This window comes from Nostoc mirabile CHAB5784, from assembly GCF_020829645.1.
Lineage (GTDB): Bacteria > Cyanobacteriota > Cyanobacteriia > Cyanobacteriales > Nostocaceae > Nostoc > Nostoc mirabile.
In genome coordinates, this window is sequence record NZ_JAIVFS010000034.1 from 59,755 (window position 1) to 77,456 (window position 17,702).

Annotated in this window: 20 protein-coding genes; 12 read left to right on the forward strand and 8 right to left on the reverse strand. The window is 40.7% G+C overall.

Translation table 11 applies throughout. The features are described from left to right. Positions 1-3: 3 nt before the first annotated feature. Together LC653_RS21535 and LC653_RS21540 are read right to left on the reverse strand one after the other, a co-directional pair. Positions 4-996 (reverse strand): metal ABC transporter solute-binding protein, Zn/Mn family, encoded by a 993-nt coding sequence (locus LC653_RS21535; RefSeq protein WP_229496819.1) that lies wholly within the window; start codon positions 994-996, stop codon positions 4-6. Positions 997-1,581: 585 nt separating this feature from the next. After that, on the reverse strand, positions 1,582-1,719 hold the full coding sequence (locus LC653_RS21540) for a hypothetical protein (protein WP_229484175.1): 138 nt from the start codon (positions 1,717-1,719) through the stop codon (positions 1,582-1,584). 68 nt (positions 1,720-1,787) lie between these two features. Here LC653_RS21540 and LC653_RS21545 point away from each other — a divergent pair, with 68 nt between their 5' ends. The 3 genes from LC653_RS21545 (at position 1,788) to LC653_RS21555 (ending at position 3,271) form a co-directional block, all read left to right on the forward strand. Next, positions 1,788-2,123 carry a hypothetical protein gene (locus tag LC653_RS21545; RefSeq protein ID WP_229496820.1) on the forward strand — a complete coding sequence of 112 codons (336 nt, stop codon included), beginning with the start codon at positions 1,788-1,790 and terminating at the stop codon, positions 2,121-2,123. A 246-nt stretch (positions 2,124-2,369) separates the two neighbouring features. Beyond that, positions 2,370-2,720 (forward strand): YtxH domain-containing protein, encoded by a 351-nt coding sequence (locus LC653_RS21550; protein WP_100899225.1) that lies wholly within the window; start codon positions 2,370-2,372, stop codon positions 2,718-2,720. An 11-nt stretch (positions 2,721-2,731) separates the two neighbouring features. Beyond that, a complete protein-coding gene (locus tag LC653_RS21555) occupies positions 2,732-3,271 on the forward strand; it encodes a DUF948 domain-containing protein (protein WP_229496821.1) in 540 nt (179 codons plus the stop codon). Positions 3,272-3,538: 267 nt separating this feature from the next. On the opposite strand, the gene LC653_RS46895 is transcribed toward LC653_RS21555, so the two are convergent. Further along, positions 3,539-3,757: a type II toxin-antitoxin system VapC family toxin gene (locus LC653_RS46895; protein WP_308189117.1), complete on the reverse strand. Its 219-nt coding sequence runs from the start codon at positions 3,755-3,757 to the stop codon at positions 3,539-3,541. Next, a complete protein-coding gene (locus LC653_RS21565) occupies positions 3,757-4,077 on the reverse strand; it encodes a DUF2281 domain-containing protein (protein WP_229496822.1) in 321 nt (106 codons plus the stop codon). The genes LC653_RS46895 and LC653_RS21565 overlap by 1 nt, the downstream gene beginning before the upstream one ends. Positions 4,078-4,615: 538 nt before the next feature. Here LC653_RS21565 and LC653_RS21570 point away from each other — a divergent pair. The 3 genes from LC653_RS21570 (at position 4,616) to LC653_RS21580 (ending at position 7,544) form a co-directional block, all read left to right on the forward strand. Continuing rightward, positions 4,616-5,425 carry a TPM domain-containing protein gene (locus LC653_RS21570; RefSeq protein ID WP_229496823.1) on the forward strand — a complete coding sequence of 270 codons (810 nt, stop codon included), beginning with the start codon at positions 4,616-4,618 and terminating at the stop codon, positions 5,423-5,425. Positions 5,426-5,558: 133 nt separating this feature from the next. Further along, the gene (locus LC653_RS21575) at positions 5,559-6,188 is read left to right on the forward strand and encodes a precorrin-8X methylmutase (RefSeq protein ID WP_229496824.1); all 630 of its coding nucleotides are present in this window, start codon (positions 5,559-5,561) and stop codon (positions 6,186-6,188) included. 174 nt (positions 6,189-6,362) lie between these two features. Then, positions 6,363-7,544 (forward strand): hypothetical protein, encoded by a 1,182-nt coding sequence (locus tag LC653_RS21580; protein WP_229496825.1) that lies wholly within the window; start codon positions 6,363-6,365, stop codon positions 7,542-7,544. Positions 7,545-7,870: 326 nt separating this feature from the next. Here LC653_RS21580 and LC653_RS47415 read toward each other — a convergent pair whose 3' ends face one another. Continuing rightward, a complete protein-coding gene (locus LC653_RS47415; protein WP_372478206.1) occupies positions 7,871-8,026 on the reverse strand; it encodes a beta/gamma crystallin-related protein in 156 nt (51 codons plus the stop codon). A 402-nt stretch (positions 8,027-8,428) separates the two neighbouring features. Between LC653_RS47415 and LC653_RS21585 the strand changes: the two genes are divergently transcribed. The 4 genes from LC653_RS21585 to LC653_RS21600 all read left to right on the forward strand — a co-directional run bounded on the left by LC653_RS21585 (position 8,429) and on the right by LC653_RS21600 (position 11,979). Beyond that, positions 8,429-8,734, forward strand: coding sequence for a WGxxGxxG family protein (locus tag LC653_RS21585; protein ID WP_229496826.1), 306 nt, complete (start codon positions 8,429-8,431; stop codon positions 8,732-8,734). A gap of 410 nt (positions 8,735-9,144) precedes the next feature. Next, positions 9,145-10,398: an O-antigen ligase family protein gene (locus LC653_RS21590; protein ID WP_229496827.1), complete on the forward strand. Its 1,254-nt coding sequence runs from the start codon at positions 9,145-9,147 to the stop codon at positions 10,396-10,398. Between the two features lie 16 nt (positions 10,399-10,414). Next, positions 10,415-11,605 (forward strand): glycosyltransferase family 4 protein, encoded by a 1,191-nt coding sequence (locus LC653_RS21595; protein ID WP_229496828.1) that lies wholly within the window; start codon positions 10,415-10,417, stop codon positions 11,603-11,605. Positions 11,606-11,787: 182 nt separating this feature from the next. Beyond that, positions 11,788-11,979, forward strand: a complete 192-nt coding sequence (locus LC653_RS21600; RefSeq protein WP_229473148.1) for a hypothetical protein — start codon at positions 11,788-11,790, stop codon at positions 11,977-11,979. 32 nt (positions 11,980-12,011) lie between these two features. Here LC653_RS21600 and LC653_RS21605 read toward each other — a convergent pair whose 3' ends face one another. Further along, positions 12,012-14,597, reverse strand: coding sequence for a chloride channel protein (locus LC653_RS21605; protein WP_229496829.1), 2,586 nt, complete (start codon positions 14,595-14,597; stop codon positions 12,012-12,014). Between the two features lie 71 nt (positions 14,598-14,668). Between LC653_RS21605 and LC653_RS21610 the strand changes: the two genes are divergently transcribed. Next, positions 14,669-14,842, forward strand: a complete 174-nt coding sequence (locus LC653_RS21610) for a hypothetical protein (protein ID WP_229496830.1) — start codon at positions 14,669-14,671, stop codon at positions 14,840-14,842. Here the strand turns inward: LC653_RS21610 and LC653_RS21615 are convergent. Continuing rightward, positions 14,839-16,152, reverse strand: coding sequence for a TldD/PmbA family protein (locus tag LC653_RS21615; protein ID WP_229496840.1), 1,314 nt, complete (start codon positions 16,150-16,152; stop codon positions 14,839-14,841). The genes LC653_RS21610 and LC653_RS21615 overlap by 4 nt on opposite strands. Positions 16,153-16,593: 441 nt before the next feature. Then, positions 16,594-17,454, reverse strand: a complete 861-nt coding sequence (locus LC653_RS21620; protein ID WP_229496831.1) for a Tab2/Atab2 family RNA-binding protein — start codon at positions 17,452-17,454, stop codon at positions 16,594-16,596. Positions 17,455-17,507: 53 nt separating this feature from the next. Here LC653_RS21620 and LC653_RS21625 point away from each other — a divergent pair. Further along, positions 17,508-17,702 (forward strand): hypothetical protein (locus tag LC653_RS21625; protein ID WP_229496832.1); only part of this gene is annotated, 195 nt, incomplete at its 3' end.

A 17,702-nucleotide genomic window follows, 5' to 3' on the forward strand; every position in this document is an offset into this window, starting at 1 on the left:
TAACTACTTAGCAGCTTTCGCTTGAAACATTAAATACGTGCCTCCTAACCCTTCTACAATTGTGCGTGTATTAGCAATCATCATTTTCTGATAAGTGTCCGCCTCGCTTCCTGGTTCGCCAAGTCCCTCAGCATACAGCTTCCTATCAGAAATTTTAACTTCAGCAACTCTTGCTACAGATTGAAGCAAATTAGGGTTAATTGCCGCCTCAATAAAAATTGTTGATACTTTAGCCCGTTTAATATTTGTAACCAAATTTTTCACTCTCGCATCTGTCAGGTTTTCGTTAGTACTAATACCTTGCAATCCCCCTGCTAATGGAATACCGTATGCTTTGGCGTAATAACTCAGTGCATCAGAGGTTGTAACTAACTTACGTTTTTTGGCAGGAATACTAGCAATTCTTGACTTAATCCAGCTATCTAGTTGAGTGAGTTCATTTGTGATTCTTTTGGTATTATTCGTATAAGCCTCTGCATCGTTAGATTCTAATTTTCTCAGGTTACTATTAATTACTTCCACCATCCTGATAGTATTCTTGGTATTGTGCCAAAGATGAGGATTAGTTACATTATTGCCGCCTTTCTGAAATTTTTGTGGCTTAGACACCGCAAGTTGACTAACAGCTATTTTCGGTGCAGTGCTTTTAGTCCCTTTAATTAATTTGATCAGATTTGGTTCTAAATTATAGCCACTATAGAGAATAAGATTAGCTTGCTCAATGGCTCTACGATCTTCTGGCTTTGGTTTATAAAATTGGGGGTTGGCACTAGGATCAATTAAGCAAGTGAGGTTAACTGTATTCCCGGCAACTTCTCTGGTTAAGTCACATAATACACTTGTCGTTGCAACGATTCGGGGAAGATTCTCATTTACCTGAGTGGTAGTCTGAGTGAATGTTGTTCTTGCAGTTTGATTTCCACACCCAGCAAATCCAATCGCCAAAGCAACAAGAATAGCTCGGAAGGAATTATTTGACGGTAATTTTTTTGACATCCTCAACTCCTACTAGATGTATAGAAATAATCATTATCAGTAACTGATTAGTGAAATACCAGCTGGAAGCCTTCAACAAGGAAGAGTTTAAAGGCAATAAGCTTGGGTTAAGCCTTGATCGTCCCTAACCCTTCTTAACAAGGAGGGAATTAGAGCAAGCCTTTTTAAGGGAAGAGGAATTAATAGACTCTCTTTTTTCCCCATCGCACATCCAGCAATTTTTGCTTGGTGAACCCCAAGTGAGGTTTTTGCAGGCAAAATGTTAGTTAAGTTCACGCGACAGAATAGAAAATTGGTAGAGGTAAAAGCACAATAATAAAGGTGATGCTGGGGAGCCTCCGGTAAAGAGTGTAGTGTAGTTCTCTCACCGTCTGTTGAAGGGGCTATACCATTGTGCTTACATTCCACAAAGGTCGCAAATGATCTAGGATTATCAGGTTAAGGAGTGGAACGTAGTAATGCTGGGGCTTATTGAGCATACGGGTTGATTTCGCCTTCCCGAGTCGTGAATCTAAGGCAATTGTAGCTGTGGTTTTGCGAGGTGTGGGCATATAGTTATTATAAAATTGGCGAATTCGCGGTTTTTTAGCCATCAGCCTTTGTTAGACTAATTTTCACCGAGTAAAGCCTTTCAATAACCCTCAGAGCATCATCTAACTGTTCTTTCTTGGCATAATCCCGGCTGTACTTTTTACCATAATTTCTGTACTTTAGTTTCTTCATTATTAAATTAAGGGTCAAGTCAAGTATATAGAACAATTTCCCAAAGCTGATATTGGTGAAGATAAACAATGGTAATTTTAGTTATCCTCGTTAACACCCTCATGTCGCTGATATTACTCTATGTAGCTTGGCGGGTGTGGCAACTCAAGCAGCAGCTAGCATACATAACAGATAGGTTAACCGCCTATGAAAGTTGTACCCATGCAGCACTGAATAAAGCACCCGAAAATATTTATCTCAGCCAGCAGAATATTTATAATTTACGGCAGAAAAATCAAGTGCTACAAATGCAAATCCAACAAGTGCGCCAAATTATCAGTCTACTTTTGCTAGGACGGCAAATCTGGCAGCGTTATTTTCGTAGGCTAGAGTTAACACCAGGGAAAAGAACTGTTGGAAAATGAGTTATGTCAAGTTCACATGAACATTTATAATTAGGGCTGACGCGGTAACATAAGGACGCGGAAACACGGTGAGACGGTGACGTAGGGAGTTTTAAATTATAAATAATTAATAGTGTTGATATTTAATGAATAAAAGCAACATTTTTAGCTGATATGTTGTCACGATAGATTAACTCAATAAAATCGGTCGAGTCTTGCAAGTAGAGAAAACCCACCTAAAATGGGTGTAAGGAGAGAAACAACAAGATGTCTAATAACCGTTCTGGAGTATTTTTTGGCGGTTTGATGCTGGGAGCTACCATCGGTGCTTTGACCGGTTTGCTAGTGGCTCCCCGCACAGGGCGCGAAACGCGTAAAATTTTGAAAAAATCTGCCAATGCTATTCCAGAATTGGCAGAAGATTTATCAACGAGTGTGCAAATCCAGGCAGATCGTCTTTCTGCTAGCGCATTGCGAAACTGGGATGAAACTCTAGATAGATTACGGGAAGCGATCGCAGCAGGTGTAGATGCCAGTCAGAGAGAAAGCCAAGTCTTGAAGCGGCAAACATCTGTTGAAGACTCAGATTCTCTTCCCCAGCAATTAGAACGCTCATAAATGTCATAACCGTGATTGATCCCCTGTTTTGGTTGGGACTTTCTTTACTCTTAGTCGCCACAAGTTTGACTGCGGTTTTAGTGGCGGCAATACCGGCTTTGCAGGAGTTAGCACGCGCTGCTCGTAGTGCAGAAAAGCTATTTGATACACTCTCGCGCGAGTTACCACCCACTCTAGAAGCTATCCGTGTGACTGGTTTGGAAATCACTGACTTAACTGATGATGTCAGTGAAGGTGTAAAAAGTGCTAATCAAGTCGTGAAACAAGTTGATCAAAGCCTTGATAATGCAAGAATTCAGGCTCAAAATCTGCAAGTAGGTACACGCAGCATCTTTGTTGGTGCGAAAGCTGCTTGGAGAAACTTCACGCGCCAAAAACCCACAAGGCGAACAAGCGATCGCTTGCCAAGCAATGAAAAACCACCACTAACGTTGCGAGAACGAGAAGTGCTAAAGCAAGAAAATCGCCGGAGCAAAGCAGAAGTATACCGCGTTAATGACGGTTACAGCGACGCCGCTAGCTGGGAAAACAATTTCGATGATGAAGATTGATTAAAAAAAGGGCATTGGGCAGCTATAGCTCTATGCGGCAAATCAAACCCAAGATTCCAGCGAAAAGGTTCTCACCTGTTGAATTCGCAAAAAGTCACTATCACTAGAAACGATAGTTAAATTATTTTGTAGTGCAATAGCAGCTATCCAAATGTCATTTTCATCAAAACCCAAATCAACAATTTTAGTTTTTCGCCGCTTGTTTTTATCTTTGGGTGCAAACTGATTGAATAAAGCTGCCTTAATTTGACCGTAAATTGTTGCTGTTTATTCTGTTATATGGTAGATACGAATATCTTCTAAAAATTCTGTCAAGCGAGCCAGATTATTTTCCTTGCGTTGGGATTTTTCCATCATGAATGTCAGTTCACCCTGGACAATTACGCAAGTGGCAATGTTATTTTCTCCAACTTCATTCACGCGACGGATAACATTTGGCTCACCTAAAATAATGGCACTACAATAATTTGTATCAAGTAAATGCATTATTCAAATAGGTTTTCGTCATCAAATTTAGCTTGACCACGGGTAGCATATACTGCTTGAAGGCATTCTTCAAAGTCGTCACCTTCCCAAGTGCCAGCGTGTCGAAGAATGGAACGCCCGGAAGCAGGACGGTATGTAAGTTGCTTTTTCTCACTAGAAGTTTCTGTAGAATCGCTTAGAGGAATAGGTTCAAGCTGACCTGATTCCAACTCCTTTTTTGTATAGTTAACCTTAATAGAACGTATCAAATCGAGTGCTTCTGTTAGCAACTCCGGCGGTAAATTTTCTATTTCTTGGATTAATAATTCTTTGTTAGTCATCTCTCACCTCTAATCATTCATTTTTTATTGTATGGGGAACTCCGCTATGGCTTAGTCAATTTTGAGGTGTTAAATAATTCGTAATTCGTAATTCGTAATGGGCAACTCTTAGAGACGCTAAACTCGAACGCCCCGCAACGCTTTCGTAAATTTTGTTTTGTAATGGGGATTTAACCCCAACACAAAACTTGCGTGATTTTTGAACCGGGGGACTTAAACCCACGGAACTAGTTAATTTTTTCTGATGATAATGATAATAAAAAAGCAACCAGAGGCATTAAATAATAACCTGGTAACCCTCTACCCATCCACGATTATCATTTTCATAAAAATATTTCGAGTATTTTGACTGATTGACAAAATGCACTTTATCTTTAATTATCACGAATGCCACTCCCAATCCCTACTCACCAAAAACGCTTTGCTTTGATCCCTTAGATTAGAGTAAAGTAAACAAGTGTAAAGAAGCATCACTTTTCCACTACTCTTTTAAAACAACTTGTTCGCTTTTACCGTTGATATTTGTATAAAAACGTCCATGCAATCTTGTTTTTGGCGACGAATTCTGGTATCCATTGCAGTATTTTTCCTAGCTGGGTCAATTTGGGTAATGCATTCTCCCCCAGCACTGGCTTATGACAATCCTGAGTTACTCCCTAGCACCTTTACCCCAGTTGTAGACTTAGCAAAATCTCTTCCTGTCCTGCAAGAAGAAAAGCTTGTCAAAGATTTAGAGGAGTTTGAAGCCGATACGGGCTGGAAACTGCGAGTATTGACCCAGTATGACCGCACCCCAGGTCGGGCAGTCATAAAATATTGGGATTTGGATGACAAAAGCATTCTACTAGTTGCCGATTCTCGTGGCGGTAACATCCTCAGTTTTAGCGTCGGCGATGCTGTTTATGAACTTTTACCCCGAACGTTCTGGATAGAACTGCAAACCCGCTTCGGTAATTTGTACTTTGTCCGCGAACAAGGCGAAGATCAAGCCATTCTGCAAGCCTTAGAATCCGTTAAAGGCTGTTTACTCAAAGGTGGTTGCAATGTTGTCCCCGGACTGCCACGAGAGCAATGGATTCTCACCTTGATTACCTCAATTATTGGTGGGGTGATTTGTGGATTTGCAGCTCAACCCCGCGAGAAAGGACAAGTTTTCGCGTGGCAATGGGCTTTAATTTTCTCACCTTTGTGGGGAATCTTGTTTCTTGCCTTTGGCATTGGACCAGTGGTGACACGCACAAGCGACTGGTTACCTCTAGTTCGCAATATCTCTGGGTTTCTTATTGGCGTCTTAGTTGCCTACCTATCTCCTGTTTTCAGTCGGCCTTCTTCCAGTAGTGAGTTATGAATGAGTACAGACGCGATTAATCGCGTCTGTACAGGAGTTAGGAGTTTTTAATTAACTTATAACTCCTAACTCCTAACTACTCACTCTCTGAAGCTGATAAGCTGAAAGCTAATATTTGAGAAGCTCAACAAAAATGGAATGGCACGTAACTGATGCTCAAAGTTTAGCAATCATTGATAGTGAAATTGAAAATCATGTCTTTTCACCCGCAGAGTATGAGATTGTGCGTCGGGTAATATACTCTACAGCTGACTTTGAGTATAAGTCTTTGATTCGTTTCTCTGAGCGTGCCTTGCAAGCAGGAGCAGCAGCACTAGCCGCGCGTACCACAATTGTGGTAGATGTGCCGATGGTGCAAGTAGGTATTGCCTACGAGATTCAAAACACCTTTGCTAATCCGGTGTATTGCAGTATGGAAGCTCTGACACGTCCTCAAAAAGAAAAAACTCGGGCAGCATGGGGAATAGAAACCTTAGCAAAGCGTTATCCAGAGGGCATTTTTGTGGTGGGCCAAGCGCAAACAGCACTAACAGCACTGGTGGATTTAATTGAAGCTGAGGAAATTAGACCTGCTTTGATAATTGCAACTCCAGTGGGATTTGTAGATGTTGATGAAGCGAAGCGGCGCTTACAAGACTCCTTAGTGCCTCACATTACAATTGACAGCCGCAAAGGTAATGCAGTTGTAGCAGCTGGGATCGTTGATGGATTGGTAGACTTGGCTTGGCAAGCCTATGGACAAGATGGAAATCGCGGGAGTTAGGAACGTCGGCTCTATCGGCTTTTCTATGGCAAATACTATTTTAAAATACTCAAGATCCAGATATTTTTGTTAATTAGTGCCGACTGAAGTTACAGATTGTGGAAGCTTTTTATCGGGTGACTTATAGTGATGTGAGGTTAAATCAAAAACCAATAGAAATGTAGAGGCATAACAATGTTTACTTATTCTAGCCCCGCAATCGCCACATATCTTAATATTGCTTCTCCAATAGCAGCTTGTGTCAACGGCAGCAAAGTTGCGGTCATTAATACTGAGGGTATATGGGAAGTAGAAGCTGATGGGAGGAAAAAACTAATTCCAAATTCTTACCATGATGCCCGTGACTGTGCAGCTATTGATGGTAAAACCTATGTGCTAGCTGTTCCAACAGGATTAGTAAAAATAAAAACTGATGGAACCACCCAAAAAATAGTTGACAGTGTTGCTCAATCAAGAACAAGAGTTAAATTTTTAGAGGGTAAATGGGTTATTCATCAATCTGTAAATACTCTATCAATTTACGATACAAATCTTAACTTCAAAGACAAACGGGATTACAAGGTAACTGAAGTAACAGATTTTGAATACAAAGATAATTATCTCTACATTAGTGGTTTTCAGCAACAAAAGCGAGCAGGCATCCCAGTACAAATTGCTTTTCTTTACCGAATGGGTTTTAATGGCACAAGTATATTTAACTTGCCAATTTTACCAGGAGATAACCAGGGTAAGCTTTGGGGTTACAATGCTGCCACTCTGGTTGACAACATGGCAGATACCCGACTCAACAGATTATACATTTCTGGGGATAAACTCTACGTGCTTGGTTCGGTCTATGGGGGTAATTCAATCTATAGGTGGAATGGTAAAGACCTCTTAACACAAACTTTGATCACTACAGATAAATATACTAATGCTGCCCAAACTCGTGATGAGACAAAAGTTTACACAGGAGTTGTTGATTTAACGTCATTCACTGTTGAACGCGGGCAACTAAGTCTTACAAGACTTCCTTCAACAGGAGGATTGGGAGACGGCAATAGCAATTTCCCTAAAACTATTTACTCAGATGGCACTGATATTTTTGTTGGATCTAAGGCTGCTTACGCAATTCCCAATAGAGATAGCCAAACATTCTTAGGTAAACCGATTGCACCTTACCGTGGCGATGCAAGTCTTTTAATTTTTCCGAATAATCTCAAGACTCGCAAAGCTTGGGTAACACCTGGAAATGGTGAAGTATTGCTATTTAATAATAAGTTTGCAGTCATCAAAACAGGTAATGTTAATGATTTGTCTACAAATTCCGGAACCGCCCAAACCCTACCAACAAATACTTATTTTATTAAGTTTTAACAGAGCGATCGCAACGAGAACACCGCAGGCATCGCTAAGAGGGACGGTTAGACCATCGCTTTTCCTACACTTACACGACAATCAATGTCCTTGACGCAATATAGACGATTAAGTAATATAAAGTTCGGATGATGGGTGCAAAAACTCATACTCCATCTGCGGCATCTCTCTGGCAAGTTAGATAGGGGATGAGGGGAATTTTAATAGAGGAGAGAGATAGTAAAAGGCCTCAGAAATGGATGAATACTCTGAGGCTGTTTTACTATTTAAGAAAAATTCCTAGAACGTATGCACAGAAGTCAAATCTATCTAGGCGTCTGAGAGAACTATAGGCGTCTGAGAGAACTAATTGAATCGTTTGGAATACCAAAATCACGAACAAACGAGTATCGTCCTGCTGTCAGAGTTACAGCCGGACCCCTAAAGTTTACGTCTCTATAAAACCTCCATCTTTCATTCCCTGTAATAACACGCGATCGCATAGAACTGATTTATCGACAGTCTGTAGAGTTGATTTTACAAGAGAAAAGACACTTTTATTTTAGCAGCTGATAAACGCATCAATACGCTTAGGGCGCAGCCTAAGAAGAGAAGTATGGGGATTATTAATTTTGAATGCGTGAATGCGTGAATGCGTGACTTCCCCGAACGCGAACTTATGTTGAGCGGAGTCGAAACACAGCGTTTCCAAGAGTTGGATCTGGCTTCACTATTGCATAATTTGCCATGCTCGGTAATATAATCTATACCAAAATGCTTATTTACTCGATTACTAATGCACCTTTAAGCGGATTTATATTTGCAGCTAAAGATTGATGCTGTCCGTGTCAGAACTTAATATGCTTTAACTATTACTTGCAGCAATTCAATTGAGGAATGTGATCGTGAAACGCTTTAATGTCTTCAAAATTCTAGGAAGTACTGCTCTAGCTCTAAGTTTGGCTACCTTGCCTACAGTTCTGCCTGCTTCTGCTCAGACAACAAGCAGTCCTGATGCGACTGTTACAGATACTAATACTACTACAGACCGCGCTGCTACCGACAGAAATTATCAGGATGGCGATTGGGGTTTGTTGGGCTTGCTCGGTTTATTTGGTTTATTTGGTCGCAAGAGCCGCAAAGCCGATGATAATGTAGCTTATCGTGACCCTAATGCGGTAGGCTCCTCTGGCTCCCGTTCTAACTATTAATAATGAGTTGCGTTCTAATTTCGCGTAAATCCTAAAGATAATTACGGTTAAAGCCTGCATCGGCAGGCTTTGTTTGTGTGTATACATGACTACAAGCCTTGGGGAGTGAGGGCGTGCCAAGTTTGCCCGATTTAATTGTTAATTGGGATTTGTCAAAAATAAAATTGGCGAACAAAAGTGCGCTCCTAATTTAGCTTTCAGAGCTTCATCGGTGGTTATTTTTGGTAAATCTAGGGGCTGGCGATCGCTCTTAATAAGTTTACGTGCATCCGCGATGACTATAATATGATAATATCCTTTAAGTACTCAGTATTTTAGCTGAAAAAATATCATAATCTCTGCTTAAACCTGCGAATGTGGGTTTAATTGAGCGTTTTTGTTGTCAAACAAGTATCCACAACGACAAGGTTATGATTAATATATTTTTCCTGCTCATACTATTTTCTTCGGTTTTAGGGCGGATTAAATTTCCTGGAATAAATATTGGTATTCATTATTTATTAATTCCTGCATTTAGCTTTGGCATAATTAGTTTGTCTTTAAAATCTATACCAGAAGTTGTTAAGAAGCATAAAATCATTTTGATATCTATAAGTTTAATGTATTTGTGGATGTGGCTTTCCTCATTAATGAGCCAATTTCCAACTATTGCTATTACTTATAGTATAAAATACTCAACTTACTTTATATTATTTTTCGCTTTTTTAGTATTAACTTTTAAGACTATAAAAACATTTTCTTTAAAATTTTACTATCGTTGCATATTGTATTTACTACAGATAATTGCAGTTTTGGGCTTTTTAGAAGTTTTACTTCCCAACCACTGGATTTTCAAATTCTTAAAATTCCCCAGCTTTTATCCCGAAATTGGTTCAATTATGCAAAACCCTAATCAGTTTGGGGTAATAATAGCCATTGGATTATGTTTAAGCCTGATTTTAGAAAAGCAAAATAAAATTTCTAAAATTGAATTATATGTAAGCGAATTAATTTTTATAATTTCCTTAGCTTTGTCTGCTAGCGGAAACGGTTGGTTAATTTTCATAGTTGGCATGTTTATTTTATTAATATATAAAATTATTAGTTTTAGGAAAATAATTTATCTAACTAGTTTTTTATTGTTATGTATTGTAACCGTACCAGTTTCTACACAGAGAATTGGTTTGGCAGATAGTAAAATATTTCCATTAATTAATGTATTTAATGTATTTTCAGAAAATTCAAATTTAGTAAATCCAAATAAAAAAACGCTTATTACTATAATAAGAACAGGCTTCTCAAGGTTTGAAATCTGGCAGGCAGCTATTAATGAAACTATTAAAAGACCCCTTACTGGTATAGGCATAGGAGTTTTTCCAGAACAGATAGGAGTGAAAGTTTGGGGACAGAAAGGTTATCACGCGCATAATATATTTTTAAATGTGTTAGCAGAACAAGGAATTCCTGGATTATTACTATTTACTAATTTTTTAGTAAAAATAACGGTTCAAGTTAAATATTCTAATCCTCTAGTTACTGTTCCGATTCTTCTGTTTTTAGCGTCTCAAATGCTAGATTTTTTTGCTGAAGACTATATTTTTACAACTATCGAGTTTTATTTTATAGCAGCAGCCATCAATTCTCGAAGAGATTTTGTTATGCAATTCAAGCCTGAAATTATTTAAAACTTTCAAAATAGCTATGATTGATAAACATCATTTTTACTTAATATTTCCGAATATATTTGATTTTAAGGGAGGTATTCAAGTTTACTCAACATTTTTGCTGAAAGCTTTACAAGATGTATATCTTGAAGCTAATTATGATGTGTTTTTGAAGTATGACAAGCGTAATTTAAGACAGCAGCAAAATGTGCAATTTTTAAGTTCAACAAAGTTTCATTATTTTGGAGATTTACCAAGATTATTGCAAACCATTTTATTTGCTACCAAAATAATTATTTTGGCTATTTTCCAACGTCCTACTATAGTCATATCAACTCATGTTAACTATGCCACTGCTTGTTATATTCTAAAACTTCTCACTGGAATTCCTTACTGGGTAGTCGCTCATGGTTTAGAAGTTTGGGATATTAAAAATAATGCGACAAAATTAGCATTACAAAACGCAGATAAAATTATTAGTGTTAGTAATTACACTCGCCAGCGCTTGCTTCAATATAAAAATATTGACTCTGAGAAAATAGTCATTTTACCTAATACGTTTGATGCCAATAAGTTTAAAATAAATCCTAAACCTACTTACTTGCTAAAACGATATAAATTAACAGATAAACAGCCTGTAATTCTAACAGTAACGCGGATGGGGCGCATGGCAAAATACAAGGGTTATGATCAAATCCTTCATGCCTTACTTAAGGTGCGCCTGCATATCCCTGATGTTCACTTCATCCTTGCAGGGAAAGGGGATGATATACCTAGAATTAAAGCTTTAGTTAGCAACTTAAATCTAGAAGATTGTGTAACTATTGCAGGATTTGTACCAGATGAGGAATTGTGTGATTATTACAATCTCTGCGATGTTTTTGCTTTGCCTAGTAAAGGAGAAGGATTTGGTATTGTTTATTTAGAAGCTTTAGCTTGTGGTAAACCTGTCCTGGCGGGTAAACAAGATGGTTCCATAGAACCCTTGGCTGAAGGAAAACTGGGATGTTTAGTTGACCCCGATAACGTTGAAGAAATTGCCGATAATCTAATTCAAATTCTGCAAGGTGATTGCTCTAACCCAGTAATTTACCAACCAGAATACTTACAACAAAAAACTATTGAAGCTTTTGATTTTAGCCAGTTTCGTACACGTTTAGCAAAATTAGTTGATGGTCACGTTGCTTTGCTGCGAATTCAAAATTCAAAATTCAAAATTCAAAATTAACAAACCCCTTAACAATTCAAAATTCAAAATTCAAAATTAAAGACATTTTCAGATGGGGATTTAAACCCCAACTGAAACTGCGCTACGTGTAATGGTTGGGGTCTTAAACCCTTTAATTTCCGATAAATAAATTTAGTTATAATTTAAGAAAATATTTTTTGTATACATTTAATTGGTAAAAAATGGAAGATTCAGTGTTTGTTATATTTCTTGGCTTTGGGTGTATTTGGATTTTAATGGGAGTTGTAGGTTGGATTGCCTTTTTAAAATCTGAGGGTGAGGAAATTAAGTTTGGTAAGTGGGGGCTTATAGTTGCTATTCCAATTCTAATACCAATAATTGTTGCTCTGATTATTGGTGTACTTTATCATTAGTAAAATCCATCGTTATTTGTAATCCCTTAATATTACTTATTAATTGCACCTCTAACTAAAATCACTGTACTTTCTACACCAGAGGCGATCGCTTCTGGAATATTACCTTGAATTGCCTGCTGCAACAATCCCTCGCGCGATGCTCCCAAAACTACAACATCGTAACCTTCGGTTTGCACTAGGTTAATCACACCTTCAGCAACTGAATTAGCTTGGACTGGGAGAGCAACTACACTACTGGACAATTTTCGCCGCCGCATCAAATGGCGGATGGCTTGTTCTGAAACTGCCATATCTGGCTTGAGTTCAGATGGCTTAAACACCTGTGTCAGGCGAATTTTCGGATCATTTCCCAATGTAATTAAAGCGGGTAGCAATTTAATCGCCAACGGGGAATTGGGGCCACCAGCCATTGGGACTAGCCAACGGTTGAAGGAGTTCTGAGTAGTGCCTAATTTTACTAACACTACTTCGCAGGTGGCTTGGCGAATGACGGTATCTACAACGTTGCCAAAAATCCGACCAGGGGTAGATGTGTTACCTTTCCATCCCATTAAAATTAGGTCGATGTGTTGTTCGTTGATTGTCTCTAAAATTGCCTGCGCTACATCGTGGGTAACTCGGATCTGCGTGTGCAAGGGAATTTTCCACTTTTTAGCTAAGACTTCCGCCTGTCGTAGCAAGCGGCGACTTTTTGCCGTTCTTACCTGCGTTTCCGATGGGGAACTGTGGCGGGGTATCAGCATCACTTGTACGCAATCTATTTCATAATGGCGATCGCGGGCAATAGCTGCTGCCATTTTTAATAAAATACCTGCTGTTTCGGGATTAGCTACTGGCACTAATAATCTACCACTGCCGGTGCTGGGCGATCGCGTTTGGTAAACTATGTATGAAGGTTCTGGTCGCAGTTTAAGAGTCCGGTTGTCACAATTGAGATGATCTGCTTCCGCCCGAATAATATCTGCACGAGTAATAATTCCGATCAGTTTCCGTCCATCCACCACAGGTAAGCGACTGATTTGATAGCGATCGAGTAAATACAGCACATTGCTCAGGGTATGGATTGGTGTTACTGTCATTGGGACAGGGGTCATTATTTCTTTTAAGAAAATATCATTGGCTAAGTTGCGATCGCGTATTTTCAGCAAATCTGATTGCGTCACAATCCCTACTAACTTGCTATCTTCTACCACAGGGAAACCGCGATGATGAGAACGAGCAAAGGACTGCATTGCTTCTTCCAAGCTCATCTCTGCATCTAGAGTTTCTACCCGTTCTTGCATCACATCTTTTGCAGTTAACTTGGTTAATGCTCCTTCCATAGGAGCTTCTTTGGTGAGAGTGATGCCTTTTAATTCCAAAAGTTTCTCATAAAGCGAACCAGGCACAACCTTATCCGCAACTAAATAAGCTGCTACAGAAACAATCATCAAAGGTAGCACCAGATTGAAATCTGTAGTCATCTCAAACACAATCACAATTGCTGTGATTGGCACTTTGGAAACAGCACTAAAAAATCCCCCCATACCCGCTAGCGCGTAAGTAGTAGGAGAACCGGCTCCGGTGATGTATAACTCAGATACACCGATGATGTGTCCTAAACAAGAACCCAAAATCAGACTGGGAGCAAATAATCCTCCCGGCGCTCCTGAACCAAATGCTATGAGTGTGAGGATGAACTGGGCCCCAAAGGCGATCGCTGCTACTGTTGGATGGGAACCTCCAGTAATTAACGACTCTCGTAATCCCGTATTATCACGAAAGGATGCGGGGAGCATGGACACGACAACACCAGAGAGAAATCCAGCCAAAGCTACCCGCAACGGTAAGCTGATATGTAATTTTCTATAAAATTTAATACTAAATATTAAGCCGCGATTAAACAATGCACCCAATAAGCCTGCCAAAATACCCAAAAGCACGAAAAAGGGAATTTCTGGAATGGAGAATTGGCTGGAAGATTGCGTCAATTGCAGGTTAAGGTCAAGAGAGCCACCACCTAAAAGTCGGGATATCACCCCACCAATAAAAGAGGCGATAATCGCAGTTCCCAGAGTCAATCCTGATAAATCTTGGAGTAACTCTTCAACGATAAACAATACACCTGCGATCGGGGCATTGAAAGCAGCTGCTAAACCCGCACCCGCACCTGCTGCAATCATTTGTCGTCGGTGATCTGGGGAAGTAGGAACCCAACGACTCATCCCTGCTGCCAAACCTGCCCCTACATGAACCGTGGGGCCTTGTCGTCCCAGAGTCATACCCGAACCTATGGCGATGATGGCACTGAGTAACTTTATACATGCCACGCGCCAAGATAATTTCATCGGCACATTAGCTAGAGTTGCTTTTACTTGCGGAATACCGCTACCATAAGCCTCTGGTGCCAATCTATCCACCAACCATCCAGCCACAAATCCCAGGACAAGACCAATTGCTGGTAGCGCCAGCCATACCGGTAAAAGGTGGGTAGTATGGACTCGCCATGTCCCCAGCCATCCCGATCCTACTTTCAGAAACACCGCAGATAGGGCTGCAACCAGACCGATTACACAAGCTTCGGCGATCGCTAAACCTTTTCTAGGCTGCCACCAAGTGCGAAAGCGCTGATTCATAGCAATTTTGGATTTTAGATTTTGGACTTTGAATTACAAGTCTGTACCAAAAAGCTGTGGAATCTCAGAGAATGTTTTACAAGTCGTTAATAATTATACCCGACTACACAATCACTCCCCCCAATTACGAATTACGTAGCTTGCTTCTCGCCGCAGGCGAGTATTACGAATTACGTAGCTTGCTTCTCGCCGCAGGCGAGTATTACGAATTACGAATTACGAATTACGAATTACGAATTATTTAATTGCTTCTCCCCGTGGTGGATAGTCCTTCTACTATCAGAGATGGAGTATAACAAGAACCATTCCAATCAGCATCATTACCTAGTGTAACCAATTGCTTAAGGGCAGTGTAGACATTACCTGCAACCATCGTATCCTTAATGCGCCCAATTACGTGGCCATTTTGGACGCGGTAGCCTAAATCAACGTTGATTGAAAACTCTCCAGAAATACTGCCGCCACTACCCAGCATTTGATCCACAATTATGCCATCATCCAGTTCTTGAATTAAATCTGGTAGTGATGCTGAACCTGGCTGGATCAGAAAGTTAAATAAACCAGGGGTGAGATAGCTACCTAAACCAGGGCGAAAACCATTTCCAGTCGTGTCAGTACCCAGTTGGCGTCCGGTGGTGCGATCGCCATAAAAATGCTGTAAAGTTCCGTTTTGGATAAATACTAAAAATTGAGTAGGAGTGCCTTCATCATCAAAAGGGCAACTATAAGGGCCGGCTTCTGGATCTTGGTACAGGGTGAGACTGGGTGCTATTACTGGGTTGCCCAAACGTTCTGCCCAAGGGGAAGCTACTTCTAAGACTCGCTTGCCATTCAAAGCCTCTTGCACAGTGCCCCAAAGCATATCAGCGGCTTTAGAAGTGAACAAAACCGGGACGCGGCCAGTAGGAGATGAGACATTTTCTCTGGCCCAAATTAACCGTTGTAAAATTTGGTTAGCTAATATTTCCGGGTGGAGTTCGCCCCGCTTGGTTTGGCCATCGGAAACACTTAAAAAATCATCGCCACGCACCCATTCTGCTGACATATAGCAGTTGAGGGTAGTATCAGTGTAGTAACAATCTAAACCTTTAGTGTTAACTATTCTGGTAGTTTCAGCATCACATTCCCAGTCACTATTGCAAACAACATCGGGATAGGCATCGCGGATGAGTGCGATCGCTTCTTTGCCCCAATCTACCAAAACCTCTATCGGCACACTTTCCCCTAAATCTGGGTAAGAGGGTTGAGAGTTAGAGCCTAATTCCACTGTTTCTGGTTGATTCAGTTGACTTAGTGCCAGAGCTTTTTCCACCATTACTTCGGCTAGGACAGAACCGTAAGCCACCGTGAGTCCCGGACGCCCGTTTCGCCAAAGCCGTAGTGCTGTGCCTTCAGATTGGTTGGTTTCTAGCTGTTTGAGTCGGTTTGCCTCAAAAAACACTGGACGAGAAAGCGATCGCGACTGATACACCTCAGCAGCTTCTGCTCCAGATTTTATAGCTAGTTCCAGCAGCTGTTCTGCTAGTGTATCTTGTGACAAATTTTCAGAACCCATGAACCTTAGTGAATTGTGGATTTTGAACCGCATATCAACGCTGTCTGTTGAAAGTGCGATCGTCAAAAACCGACGAGCAAACTTTCTACGTGATGAACGCAGATAACTATCCAAAAATCATCAGCGTTTCTTTATAGTTACGATTTGAAACCGCAGATCAACGCTGATGGACGCAGTTAATTATCCCAAATCATTGCCATGTCTCAACTAGTCATTAGTCATTAGTCATTAGTCATTAGTCATTAGTCATTGGTCATTCATTAGTCATTAGTCATTAGTCATTGGTCATTGGTCATTGGTCATTGGTCATTAGTCATTAGTCATTAGTTATTCTCCCCCTGCCCCCTGCCCCCTGCCCCCTGCCCCCTGCCCCCTGCCCCCTGCCCCCTGCCCCCTGCTCCCACTCCCCACTCCCCACTCCCCACTCCCCACTCCCCATTTTCAAAGATTAACCTCTTGCAACAGCCAAAAACCAGCAAAAGATTCTGCTTTGGGATCAGACTGTACACCGATAAAATGCACTCCATTAGCTTTTTGCTTGGCTTCTTCAAAACCTTTGGCTTCTGCTAAAAGTTGAGGTTTTTTGATATTTGCCACAATCCAGCTTTCGGTTACACCAGTTTCTAAAAGCAATCTCCCATCTTCACTGGTATCAAATCTTAAGAAAGCCAAGTCTAAACCAGACATCCAACCTGCCAAAGGCAACGCTCTCGGTGAGAAAATTAAAATCCCAGGAATACGGGTTTCGGCTGAAACTTTCGCCAACTCTAGGGGGAAAGCTTCACCAAAGCCAATTTCCCACTCCGGCATTTCTGCCAAATCCGCAGCATCTAAGGTAACAAATACCCACTGCTGTCCTTCCAAAGCATCTGGTAAACGTTGCGGCAAAGGTTTCTCCAAGCGGACTGAAGGATTAGCTCCCCCTTGATATCCTGCTTCTTGAGGATATACTTCTTCCATGCGCTGTTCTAACCATTGGTTGAGAATCAAAGTACGGCGGCTAGGCTGGGCGGGAATACCCAAGTCTTGGCAAGCTTTAGTAATCATGTTGTTCATTTGACGGCGGAAAAAGCGGATTTTAATTGGTGCTTTTCCAGCTTGGTTAATAGCTTCCTGCAATGCTGTCCGCAACCAGCCCGAATTTACCTGGGTACTGGGACAATATTGAGCATAGCGAAACAAAGAATCTACTTTTGTACTGATATCCAAGGGGCTTTCGCAGACTAAGACTTCCCAAATTTTTTTCTGATTATCGTCCAAAATCGGACGGGAGTAAAAATCGATTTCCCAAATACTGCCCATGTTTTGCGGTAAAAATCTGGCTGTTATGTTTTCCTGATATCTCGATCATACGAGTGTTGGGGCAGCATTGGGCATTGGGCATTGGGAATGGAGATTTTGAGTCTTTGAGGTGGATGAATGAGTCTTTGAGGTGGATGAATGAGTCTTTGAGGTGGATGAATGAGTCTTTGAGGTGGATGAATGAGTCTTTGAGGTGGATGAATGAGTCTTTGAGGTGGATGAATGAGTCTTTGAGGTGGATGAATGAC

What these genes read in the sequence shown, in the direction of transcription:
- LC653_RS21535 (WP_229496819.1), bottom strand. Translation starts at nt 996, where the DNA reads ATGTCAAAAAAATTACCGTCAAATAATTCCTTCCGAGCTATTCTTGTT.
- LC653_RS21540 (WP_229484175.1), bottom strand. Translation starts at nt 1,719, where the DNA reads ATGAAGAAACTAAAGTACAGAAATTATGGTAAAAAGTACAGCCGGGAT.
- LC653_RS21545 (WP_229496820.1), top strand. Translation starts at nt 1,788, where the DNA reads ATGGTAATTTTAGTTATCCTCGTTAACACCCTCATGTCGCTGATATTA.
- LC653_RS21550 (WP_100899225.1), top strand. Translation starts at nt 2,370, where the DNA reads ATGTCTAATAACCGTTCTGGAGTATTTTTTGGCGGTTTGATGCTGGGA.
- LC653_RS46895 (WP_308189117.1), bottom strand. Translation starts at nt 3,757, where the DNA reads ATGCATTTACTTGATACAAATTATTGTAGTGCCATTATTTTAGGTGAG.
- LC653_RS21565 (WP_229496822.1), bottom strand. Translation starts at nt 4,077, where the DNA reads ATGACTAACAAAGAATTATTAATCCAAGAAATAGAAAATTTACCGCCG.
- LC653_RS21570 (WP_229496823.1), top strand. Translation starts at nt 4,616, where the DNA reads ATGCAATCTTGTTTTTGGCGACGAATTCTGGTATCCATTGCAGTATTT.
- LC653_RS21575 (WP_229496824.1), top strand. Translation starts at nt 5,559, where the DNA reads ATGGAATGGCACGTAACTGATGCTCAAAGTTTAGCAATCATTGATAGT.
- LC653_RS21580 (WP_229496825.1), top strand. Translation starts at nt 6,363, where the DNA reads ATGTTTACTTATTCTAGCCCCGCAATCGCCACATATCTTAATATTGCT.
- LC653_RS47415 (WP_372478206.1), bottom strand. Translation starts at nt 8,026, where the DNA reads ATGCGATCGCGTGTTATTACAGGGAATGAAAGATGGAGGTTTTATAGA.
- LC653_RS21590 (WP_229496827.1), top strand. Translation starts at nt 9,145, where the DNA reads ATGATTAATATATTTTTCCTGCTCATACTATTTTCTTCGGTTTTAGGG.
- LC653_RS21595 (WP_229496828.1), top strand. Translation starts at nt 10,415, where the DNA reads ATGATTGATAAACATCATTTTTACTTAATATTTCCGAATATATTTGAT.
- LC653_RS21600 (WP_229473148.1), top strand. Translation starts at nt 11,788, where the DNA reads ATGGAAGATTCAGTGTTTGTTATATTTCTTGGCTTTGGGTGTATTTGG.
- LC653_RS21605 (WP_229496829.1), bottom strand. Translation starts at nt 14,597, where the DNA reads ATGAATCAGCGCTTTCGCACTTGGTGGCAGCCTAGAAAAGGTTTAGCG.
- LC653_RS21610 (WP_229496830.1), top strand. Translation starts at nt 14,669, where the DNA reads ATGTTTTACAAGTCGTTAATAATTATACCCGACTACACAATCACTCCC.
- LC653_RS21615 (WP_229496840.1), bottom strand. Translation starts at nt 16,152, where the DNA reads ATGGGTTCTGAAAATTTGTCACAAGATACACTAGCAGAACAGCTGCTG.
- LC653_RS21620 (WP_229496831.1), bottom strand. Translation starts at nt 17,454, where the DNA reads ATGGGCAGTATTTGGGAAATCGATTTTTACTCCCGTCCGATTTTGGAC.